Source organism: Candidatus Hakubella thermalkaliphila (assembly GCF_013281975.1).
In the GTDB taxonomy this organism is placed as follows: Bacteria; Actinomycetota; Humimicrobiia; order Hakubellales; family Hakubellaceae; genus Hakubella; species Hakubella thermalkaliphila.
In genome coordinates this window covers 1-10,102 of the sequence record NZ_BLRZ01000073.1, presented here as the reverse complement: position 1 = coordinate 10,102, position 10,102 = coordinate 1, and the positions used below count along the sequence as shown (strand labels likewise).

At 44.9% G+C, this 10,102-nt stretch carries 14 protein-coding genes; all 14 read right to left on the bottom strand.

Going from position 1 to position 10,102, the window contains the following annotated elements; all coding sequences use genetic code 11:
• Positions 1 to 477: GvpL/GvpF family gas vesicle protein (locus HW443_RS07525; RefSeq protein WP_176238031.1), on the bottom strand; the 477-nt coding region annotated here is incomplete at its 3' end.
• 45 nt (positions 478 to 522) lie between these two features.
• Positions 523 to 2,700: a CDC48 family AAA ATPase gene (locus HW443_RS07520; RefSeq protein ID WP_246273179.1), complete on the bottom strand. Its 2,178-nt coding sequence runs from the start codon at positions 2,698 to 2,700 to the stop codon at positions 523 to 525.
• Positions 2,688 to 2,870, bottom strand: coding sequence for a hypothetical protein (locus HW443_RS07515; RefSeq protein WP_176230948.1), 183 nt, complete (start codon positions 2,868 to 2,870; stop codon positions 2,688 to 2,690). Before HW443_RS07515 ends, HW443_RS07520 begins: the two co-directional genes overlap by 13 nt.
• Positions 2,871 to 3,009: 139 nt before the next feature.
• Entirely contained in the window at positions 3,010 to 3,225 is a 216-nt protein-coding gene (locus HW443_RS07510; protein ID WP_176226477.1) for a hypothetical protein, read from the bottom strand.
• 30 nt (positions 3,226 to 3,255) lie between these two features.
• Positions 3,256 to 4,011 (bottom strand): GvpL/GvpF family gas vesicle protein, encoded by a 756-nt coding sequence (locus HW443_RS07505; protein ID WP_176235523.1) that lies wholly within the window; start codon positions 4,009 to 4,011, stop codon positions 3,256 to 3,258.
• Positions 4,008 to 4,244 (bottom strand): hypothetical protein, encoded by a 237-nt coding sequence (locus tag HW443_RS07500; protein ID WP_176226479.1) that lies wholly within the window; start codon positions 4,242 to 4,244, stop codon positions 4,008 to 4,010. Before HW443_RS07500 ends, HW443_RS07505 begins: the two co-directional genes overlap by 4 nt.
• A gap of 3 nt (positions 4,245 to 4,247) precedes the next feature.
• On the bottom strand, positions 4,248 to 5,033 hold the full coding sequence (locus tag HW443_RS07495) for a tetratricopeptide repeat protein (protein ID WP_176230951.1): 786 nt from the start codon (positions 5,031 to 5,033) through the stop codon (positions 4,248 to 4,250).
• A 22-nt stretch (positions 5,034 to 5,055) separates the two neighbouring features.
• On the bottom strand, positions 5,056 to 5,970 hold the full coding sequence (gene gvpN, locus HW443_RS07490; RefSeq protein ID WP_176230952.1) for a gas vesicle protein GvpN: 915 nt from the start codon (positions 5,968 to 5,970) through the stop codon (positions 5,056 to 5,058).
• A 14-nt stretch (positions 5,971 to 5,984) separates the two neighbouring features.
• Positions 5,985 to 6,800 (bottom strand): hypothetical protein, encoded by an 816-nt coding sequence (locus HW443_RS07485; protein WP_176230953.1) that lies wholly within the window; start codon positions 6,798 to 6,800, stop codon positions 5,985 to 5,987.
• Between the two features lie 465 nt (positions 6,801 to 7,265).
• Positions 7,266 to 7,580 carry a hypothetical protein gene (locus HW443_RS07480; RefSeq protein ID WP_176232204.1) on the bottom strand — a complete coding sequence of 105 codons (315 nt, stop codon included), beginning with the start codon at positions 7,578 to 7,580 and terminating at the stop codon, positions 7,266 to 7,268.
• 75 nt (positions 7,581 to 7,655) lie between these two features.
• Positions 7,656 to 7,817, bottom strand: coding sequence for an AbrB/MazE/SpoVT family DNA-binding domain-containing protein (locus HW443_RS07475; RefSeq protein WP_258187141.1), 162 nt, complete (start codon positions 7,815 to 7,817; stop codon positions 7,656 to 7,658).
• A 95-nt stretch (positions 7,818 to 7,912) separates the two neighbouring features.
• Positions 7,913 to 8,827 carry a gas vesicle protein GvpN gene (gene gvpN / locus HW443_RS07470; protein WP_176235521.1) on the bottom strand — a complete coding sequence of 305 codons (915 nt, stop codon included), beginning with the start codon at positions 8,825 to 8,827 and terminating at the stop codon, positions 7,913 to 7,915.
• A 58-nt stretch (positions 8,828 to 8,885) separates the two neighbouring features.
• Entirely contained in the window at positions 8,886 to 9,248 is a 363-nt protein-coding gene (locus HW443_RS07465) for a hypothetical protein (protein WP_176235520.1), read from the bottom strand.
• Between the two features lie 208 nt (positions 9,249 to 9,456).
• The coding region (locus HW443_RS07460) for a hypothetical protein (protein WP_176238030.1) at positions 9,457 to 10,102 on the bottom strand (646 nt) is incomplete at its 5' end.

The following is a 10,102-nucleotide window of genomic DNA, read 5'->3' as shown; positions in this document are numbered from 1 at the left end:
TTCGTAAGTTTGATCGGTGGGTTTTCTCATTATCTCTTGTTTAAACTCTTTAATTTCTTTCTTCTCTCCAATTTCTTGAAAGGTTGAATTTAGATCACTCCACAAAGCTACTACATCGAGCTCCACCTTGTTATCCATCTTCTCTAAAGCACTTTTAAAATCCGTGTAAGCCTTTTTCAAAATCTCCTTAACGTTCTCCACATCCCTGGCAATAGTACCAAATTTGATGGAAAGAACGGTATAATCCTTCATAACCTGCTCAACTACAGATTGATGGGCAGCCAACTGGCGAACCAAGTCCTCTTTATTCAAGGAACTATAGGAGATAACCGGTGAATCGCTGACAACCGCAGCGATATCTCTGTGGGGAACAGTACATACCTCATCACCCTGCCCACCAATTCCTATAGAACCAAAGTTTCTCACCTCATCGGTCTTTATCACGCAATAAATATGTTTACCTCCGTTTGCCATCATTCTGCCCCTCCACAAACGCTGATTGCCGCTAATTTTTTATCTGTGTTAATCTACGTTTTTATCTGCCGCAATCTGCGTCTTCAGTGCTTCATCAAAATGCCTGGCTGCAATCTTAAACTTTGTATAATCTCCTTGTGGCTTCTGGTCTAGAAACTCTCTTATGGCAAGCATAGATGCCTTTCTACATATAGACTCGATGTCGGAGCCCACCAAACCACTTGTAGCATTAGCTAAGGTTTCAAGATGAACATCCTCGGCGAGTGGTTTCCCCCTTGTGTGAACCTTAAATATCTCTAATCTTACCCTCTCGTCAGGGATGGGTAACTCTAAAAGAAAATCAAATCTCCCCGCACGCAACAATGCAGGATCAATAATGTCTAATCTGTTGGTGGCCGCCAGAACTACTACTCCCTTAAGTTCTTCTATTCCATCGAGTTCGGTAAGAAATTGGGAAATCACTCGCTCAGTTACGTGCGAATCTCCCACACCGGCGCTTCTAACCGGTACCAGGGCGTCTATTTCATCAAAAAAGACAATGCAGGGAGAAGCCTGCTTAGCCTTCCTGAAAACCTCTCTAATCCCTTTTTCGCTTTCTCCTATGTATTTTGAGATTACAGCAGGGCCCTTAACTGAAATGAAATTTACCCGGCTTTCGCTGGCTACTGCCTTAGCTAACAACGTTTTTCCGGTGCCCGGGGGACCGTATAACAATATGCCTTTGGGCGGCTTAGTCTTGGCGTGCTCAAATAATTCTGCATATTTCAATGGCCATTCAATGGTCTCCATTAACACCCGTTTTGCCTCTTCAAGACCACCCACATCGTCCCACCTTACATCGGGGATTTCAGTAAACACCTCCCTGATAGCCGAAGGTTCCACTTCATTTAAGGCCTCCAGGAAATTATCCATAGTGACCTGCAATTCTAGCAGTGTTTCATAGGGAATATAATCGATATCGAACTCAATTTTGGGCATGATCTTTCTTAAGGCCACCATGGCTGCTTCTCGGCATAATGCCTCTAGATCCGCTCCCACAAATCCATGCGTAATCTCAGCTAGCCTTTCCAGGTCTACATCCTCTGCTAAAGGCATCCCCCTGGTATGGATGTGAAGTATCTCCAGCCTTCCATTCCTATCAGGAATACTTATCGAAATCTCCCGGTCAAATCTACCTGGTCTCCGCAGAGCCGGGTCAAGCACGTTAGGGATGTTGGTAGCGCCGATGACGATCACTTGTCCCCTGGATTTCAATCCGTCCATCAAGGCCAGGAGCTGGGCAACAACCCTTCGTTCCACTTGTCTTTCGCCGCCCATCTCCTCTCGTTTAGGAGCAATTGCATCAATTTCGTCCAGGAAAATTATGCTAGGAGCGTGAACTGAGGCATCTTCAAATACGCTTCTGAGGTGACTCTCGCTCTCTCCATAAAATTTATGCATTATTTCTGGACCACTCAGATGGGTAAAATAGGCATCTGTCTCATTAGCTACCACACGGGCAATTAGGGTCTTCCCACAACCAGGTGGGCCGTGAAGTAAAACTCCCTTGGGAGCATCGATTCCTAATCTCTCAAACACTTGAGGATATCTTAAGGGGAGTTCGATCATCTCTCGAATCCTTTGAATTTCCTTATCCAGCCCCCCAATATCCTCATAAGATACTTTAAGCCCCTTCTCTCTGACAGCCTCCTCTTCTCTTATCCTGATAGTTGTCTCAGGATAAATTAAAACTGCTCCTTTGGGAGAGGTGGAAATGACGGTAAAATCTTGACTTCGGGCCCCAAACAGGTTAGCCCTTATTCTATCGCCCTCAGTTAAAGGCAGACCTTCAAGGAGTCTTCCAATATATCCAATATCCCGGCTGCCTCTCATGGCTCTCATTAAAGTCATGGGGGATAGAACTATTTTCTCCGCTCGCTTGTGAAAAGTCTTTTGGATAAGGACCTTTTCGTCCAGTCCAATCTGGGCATTCTCTCTAATCAGACCATCCATTTGAATGATGCCCTTTCCGCGGTTCTCTACATACGTTGGCATTACCTTGGCTACAGTTCCCCTTTTGCCTTTGATCTCGATAATATCTCCTACTTGAACTCCAATCTTCTCCATATCTGCAGGATCAATTCTGGCTATTCCTCTACCGACGTCCTTGGTCAATGCTTCCGATACACGTAGAGCTAATACATTATCAGCACTCTTTATGCCCTTAGCAGTACCTACATCTGGCATTCGCAGTTTCTCCCGCTTCGTTGTGCTCTTTCTTCAAATCTTTTGAGAATATTTTCAACCGAACCCAAATATACCTGATGGACAATGCGCGGTTTGCCGTCTATCCTTTTGCTTTCTACAATGTAGTAATAATACTTCCTCCCAACTTTCTTTTTTACCAGGGAAGCCATGGCACCACCTTTATGTAATACAATGATACCACAACTCCTTGTTACTTGTCAAAGAATAGGGGTTAAACCAAAACTTTTAATTAAATAAATTAGGTAATACAACTATACCAAATTTAGTGGCTCTTCGACTCAACCTATTTTACTTTTTTTCTAAAGCTCTTTTTCCCTTCACTGTAATTCTCAATTTTCCCGAAGGAAGCACACCAACATAGTCGGCCCTAGCCAGAGAAGTACAGAGGAAACGAGCATAATTGGGCTCTATGTTCATTCTGCGACTTACAGCATAAGCACTGGTTTCTCCCCCTTGCTCCTCAATTATCTTTAGAGCCTCCAATTGACTACCACTTACTCCCATCTCTCCTCCCTTGACTTGGATCGACGTCAATTATTTCCACTTTACCACTATGTTAACAAAGTTAAACGGTGGCACTGGTCCCACATACTTGAACTTTATTCTGCCATCATACTTGGTGCTTAATTCATCAACCTGGTTATCAAATTCTTTCTCCCGGCTCCTATCCACTAAAAAGGCGGCATTTAAGATCATGTTATCGCCGTAGATCTTATTGGTGCGAAAATCAACGCTGGATTTCTTTAAACCATCCAGTATCTCTCTCCCTTCTCTCTCCTTCTTGGCCTCCAGGGAAGCTTTAACCATTTCACCTAGAGCTATCTTGTCGGCGTAGGTCTGGTCGGAAGGCTTTGCTGCTATCTTTTCCCTTAGTTGTTTAATCTTCTTGTTCTCATCCACAATCTCTTGGAAGATGGCGTTCATATTTTTCCATAAAGCCCTCACGCCGAGTTCTGTTTTGTTATCCATATCTCTCAGTAAATTTTTGAACTCCGTATATCTCTTCCTTAAAAGATTTCGAACTTCCTCAGCGCTTGTGGCAACAGTGCAGAATCTCACAGGTAGAACGCTGTAATCCTTCATCACCTCTTCAATAACCTTCTCATGTGCCGTCATGTTTTCCCTGCTGACAACATATTTGGTCATTGGTGAATTACTGATAACCGCGCTAAGATCCTGATAACCGATGGTGTATACCCCATCGCCTCGATCTCCAATGCCTATGGGCCCGAAATTCCTTCCCTCATTTGTTCCAATTATGCAGTAAATATATTTACCTTCCTCCATCATCCGAGTCTCTGCTCCCCCTTCCTCCCTTCCAGCTCTCTCTTCCCCTTAGGTGTCAGTACGAGTATTCCCGAAGCCAGCAGATCAAGATAGTCGGCTCTAGCCAGAGATGTACACAAAAGGCGTGCGTAATTGGTATCTATCCTCATCTTGCGGCTTACCGCCTGTATGGTAGTCCTTCCCCCTTCTTCCTTAACTGCCTTTAGGGCTTCTAATTCACTGCCACTAACTCCCATTTTTTACCTACTTTCGTGTTCATTTGGTCCTCTGAGATGCTCTCTTATCTCTTTGGCTCGATTATCCTTGTGAGCAACCAGCTCTAAATATCCTTTCCAGGCCTCCATAGCTTTCTCTTTCTCTCCTCTATTTTCATAAATCATCCCCAAATTATAGCGGGCTTCCATTAAATCGGGATCAAACTGGATAGCCTTTTCATATTCTATTATCGCTTCCTCTACCATGCCTTTATTCTTGTAGGTCAAAGCTAGATTGTAATATATTCCCCCATCGTGAGGATTCAACTCTATGGCTCTCTTTAGTTCCTTAATTGATTGGTCATATCTACCTATTACGCCGTAAATGGCTCCCAAATTATAGTGTGCCTCTCCCAAATTAGGATCAAGTTGAATGGCCTTCTTGTACTCTTCTATGGCAGCTTCGTACTTCCCCTCATCATCATAAGCAATACCTAGATTGTTATGAGCCTGAGGATTATGGGGATTAATCTCTAAAGCTTTCTCGTATGCTGCTATAGCCTGACCATACAAGCCCATCTTGACATAAATAATCCCTAAATTATCATAAGCTTGAGATAAATTAGGGTTAGTCTGTATCGCTTTCTTATACTCTGTTATAGCCTTCTCGTACTGCCCTTTGTTTTTATAAATAATTCCCAGATTATTGTGCGCTTCAGCTAAGTTTGGGTCTAACTTTACGGCTTTCTCATATTCTGCTATAGCTCGATCATCCTTGCCCTCGTTTCTAAACTTGTTCCCCCGGTCAAAATGCATCTGAGCTGTGTTCATTTTATCCCCAACTACTCCGGAGCTAACAATACTGTTTAATCAAATCCACCACTGTCTCTCTAATTGTGTCCTTGTTGATATCAGCATCAACAAGACTGGATACTTCTGAATCCAAGATATCCAGGCAAGCCTGGACAAAACTCTCATCGCTAGAAATCGCCCGAGCTTTGCACAGCTTTAACACTTTGCCAATCATTATGCAGGCTCTCACAGTAGGGGTGAATCCGTTCTTTCGAATCTTTCTGAGACCTTCGACAATATCTACAATTCTCTCAGCATCCGGACGCGAAATACCCGACTTAGTACAAGTTATGGCAATTTCCGTCTCTCTGTCATAATGACCCAACTTTATGTTTATCATTCTGTCTTTCAAAGCATCTTGAGCTTTGTGAACACCTGCATATTCCTGGGGATTACTAGTGAAAATGGCGCAGAAATCTGGGTGAACCCGGAGGTAGCTTTCCTCTTCCCGGGCCGCAGGTAGATCAAGAATTTTCTCCTCGAGAACTGATAACAGGGCATTGTTAGCCTCTGGACGGGATCTGGTGAACTCATCGTAAATAAGGGTAAATCCATACTTGCAGGCCACCGTCAGACGATTATCCACCCACCTTCTGACCATATCCTCTTCAGTCTTTAGGACAGAGTGGATGAAATTGTCTACTACCTTTTTTCTCCGATAGCCGTATTCCCCACCCACCAGGTCTGAGGTAACGAATTCCTCATCTCCGTGGATCAACACTACTGGTCGACCAACTTGAGCTGCTACATACATAGCTAAGGTTGTCTTGCCTGTTCCAGATGGACCACTAAAATGAATGGGAAAACCAGCCTGGACATACGTCAAAGCTCGTTTGATTATATCTTTCACATATGGCGTTTTCACAAAAGTAGGTTGGTCTCGATCTATTAGTATGGGTGTAACTTCGCCTTCCATTCTTCGCACCTCCCTCAATTACCTTTTATTTTTGGTTTCTCGGAACACGGTATGTCACCGGTAATTCGTCCATAAGACACGATTCCCAGCCTGTCATCAATCTTCAGTTTATATATTACAGGCAGATTATCTCGTCTTTGCCTGCGCAATCTCTTTTCTTCCCAGGGTTCAATATGAACAACACATCCATCTTCTATCCAGTCTACCTCAATAACCTCTCCTACACTTTCCAGGGTACCCTCAAGGAGTTCTGCGGCCCGTTCTGCTGTAATACCTTCTTTTGCCCCTAAAAGCCTTTCACTAAAGACTTGCAGAGATTCCTCTAACATCTCTTTTTGTCTTTCAATTCCCCTCTTTTCTTCCTCGATTCTTTTTTTCTCCTCTTCTTTCTTTCCCTTGTACCAGGCTGCTTCTCGTTCTAAGGCGCCCATGCGGGCATCCTCTCTTCTTCTTCCTAAGGCCCTTGCCCATTCTCTGGCCATAAGTTTTCTTGCAAACACCCATATAGAAGAAGCGTTTAGTGGTCTTTTCTCTTTTTTCTCCTCTTTCTGCCAGGGACTATATTGTCTCCATTCCATTGCATCATCTGTTTTATGATCCAAAGCCCTGGGCTGAGGGATTATCTCCTGCAAAGATATTGTGAGCATCTCCTCTCGTTTCTGAACCCTTCTCCTTTCTTCTATTTCTCTTCTTTCCTTTTCCTTTCTCTTCTTCCACTCCAGTACTGCTTGCTCCAAGATGGAGGTGCGCTTTGGTTTCTTCCTCATTATCCTCGCTTTTTCCCTGCTCATTTCTTTTCTTGCTGCACCGTGCACATCTATTTCTTTCACTCTTAGTCACCTATTCCTCTGCTGTGACAACACCTGCACCTCGGCAAACAATACAAGAAAGTTTACTGTGAGGATCAGCTCCTGTCCCTCGACAATGAGGACACCTCTCTACGGGCTCTTTAACAGAGATAAAACCCTTACCTCGGCATGCTGTACAGGTAACATTAGCTCTGGGGTGCTCTTCTCCCCCTCCTTTACAATAGGCACACATTACTACCGGTGGTTTAAGGCGGACTTCTCCTGTTCCCCTGCACGCAGAGCATTTTGCACCCCTTGGTTTTTCTCCACTTCCATTGCAAAAGGCGCATTTGTATGCTTCGTCTCTTAATATTTCGCCTACTCTTTTCCCTCCACCCCAACTATATGATTTCCCTTTCTGATCTAATCTAATTGGCTTCCACAGTAATTCGTCTTCTTGTTTCATTTTAGCTCGTTTCCATTTCCACTCCATCACATCACCACCACTTAATAATCTAGAGTCATCGTTTTCCACTCTTTCTTTGCAACTTTCTTCTTAATCGCTTCTCTGCCTCCTATTTGTCTACCCTCTTGGGGTACAACTTTCTTAAGTGTCTCTATTTGTTGTTTGAGATCCTCCAGGTGGGCCTCCAGCTGCTCTTTTCTCTTGTCCACAACAGATTTTTCCTGTTCCAATCTGTCCCTTTCTTTGCTGAGCATGTAAAGATCCAGGTAACTGGCTTCTGCAGATTTGGGCATAGCATGTACCCTTGCTTTTTGTGAAGTTTTGATATCAGATAAACCACTCATCTTCTGCTGCATGGTCTTTTAAAGTCCCTCCACCTGCGCAAATTGTCCACAAATTTCTCTTCACAATATTCCTGGGATTTGCGTTTTCTATCTTGCTGCCTTCCGCTTATGGATCACTATGTATTGTGCCTGGACCGTACCTTGCACCTTAATTTCGACCAACTGGCCAGGCTTCAACCCCACTTCTCTGCGTATATTGTCGGGAATGGAGATTCGCCCTTCCTCATCTATCTTTGAGAACGCTCGCATCAGCGTCACCAAAAACCACCTCCTTACATGCAAATTGGCACAAATTTTATTTGTAAACTTGTGCTTTTGTGCTCACGTATTTGCCTTATTTTTGTTCAGCAGTATTTGCTGATCAAATTCCTTACCATCTCTTTAACTCTTGCTTCGTTGGCTTTGCTACCAATCCTGGTGGTTTCCGAAGCCAAAACATCCTGGCAGATGTCTCTGAAGATCCCGTCTTTAGCATCAACAGAGCCATTTAGCACCTTCACGGTCTTGGCGATCATAATGCATCCCCGGACAGTGGGTGCAAATTCACACTTGCCTGATTCCCTTAAGCCCCGCACAACAAGCACAATCTTTTCGGCGTCTTTGCGAGGCAATCCGGATTTGGCCTCGGTTATGGCTACCTCCGTCTCCAAATCAAAGTGATCCAGATCCATGGTTACCATCCTATCTCGAAGCGCATCCTGACTTCTATGCACCCCAGCGTATTCCTCGGGATTACTGGTGAAGATCGCTGTAAAGTCTGGGTCCACCCTTAGGTAATTTTCTCCCCCTCCCCTGGCAGCAGGTAAATCCATCATCTTCTCCTGAAGAACCGAGAGTAGAATGTTGTTTGCTTCTGGACGGGATCTGGTGAATTCATCGTAAATAAGGGTAAATCCATACTTGCAGGCCACCGTTAGACGATTATCCACCCACCTTCTGACCATATCCTCTTCAGTCTTTAGGACCGAATGAATGAAGTTATCCACCACCTTTCTTATGCGGTAGCCATATTCCCCCCCTACTAAGTCGGACGTGCTAAACTCCTCGTCACCATGAATCATAACCACTGGACGACCAATTTTACTCGCTACATGCATAGCCAGGGTGGTCTTACCTGTGCCCGAGACCCCTCTAAAGTGGACGGGAAATCCCGCTGCAATATAGGCTAGGGCCCGTTCTGTAGTATCTTTGACAAATTTTGTCTCCACGAAATTTGGTAACGGACGAGGTTCCAGCACAGTTGTCACTTCCTCTAGCATAACATTTCCTCCCTTTTGCCTTTGAATTATTGTGGCAATCCGTAATCTAAATTACCGGTTACTCCTTCTTTTTTACTGTAACCACCCCCTTACCTCCGCAGATGAGGCACGGCAGATAGTCAAGAGGGGCTACCCCCTCCCCATCGCAATGAGGACATTTCTCTACTGGTTTTTTGATGGTAACCATACCTTTGCCCCCACACACTGTGCAGGTAAGTCTCTGGTCACGATGCACGCCGGTTCCTTTGCAAAAAGCGCACTCTATTGCCGGCTCTCTAACGGTAACCGCACCCTTGCCTCCACATACCTGACATGCAGCCAATGGGGACAAAAGTCCAAAAGGATCTTTTCCTACTCCTTGACAAAAAGCACATTTAATCAAGGTTTTATCAGCAGGTTTTTCAACTACATTTATTGACATCAGATCACCGCCTTCTCAGTCTTTTTACGGTAGTTTATGGAAAACATGTATGCCCGGGGTGAGCACATAGAGGCATGTGTCCCAGCATTCACACCTTGCCTTTGTGAAAACTAGACCTGTGGAGCCTGTATTACAAAGGTAAAGCCAGCTCATACCTCATTATTGCCAAACCCTGAACTGGCCATAAAAGAGAAGGGAGGATAAGTAACTATCTGACGGGAATATATAGAGGCCCTTCCTTCTTAATTCTGCCCTCTTCCACTAGCTTCTTAGCTACTACACCCAGTCTTATCCTGGGTGCCTCTAAAGCCCTTTCCATATCTACCAGTTTTATACCCTCTGGGTGACTATTGACAAATGCAAATATTTGCTCTTCTAATGTTTTCTCCTCATAACTCTCCTCCTCTACTTCCTCAGCAGCTTCCGCTTCCTCTATTTTCTCAACAGCTTCGGCTTCCTCTCGTTCCTCAACAGCTTCCGCTTCCTCTACTACCGCCATTTTCACTTCCTCTGGTGGCACTACTCGAAGAGGCACCCCGGTTCTCTTGGCTCGCATGGTAGCCACTAGATCTCGCCATGCAGCAGCACTCTCAGCTTGCTCCTTGCGAAAGCCCTCCAGCATCTCTGAGACCGCAGCGCGCCTCTCTGTATCTTCCTTGCCAAAGCCCTCCAGCATCTCAGAGACCTTAGCGCGCCTCTCTGGAACCTCAGCTGCTCTCTCCCTGGCCTCCTCCTGAGCTTGCCGCACTCTCTCAGCTTCAGCTTTGGCCAGATCTGCTTTCAACTGAGCACTCATCTCTGCCCTTTCCTTGCCAAAGCCCTCCACCATCTCTGAGACCTTAGCGCTAAGGTCT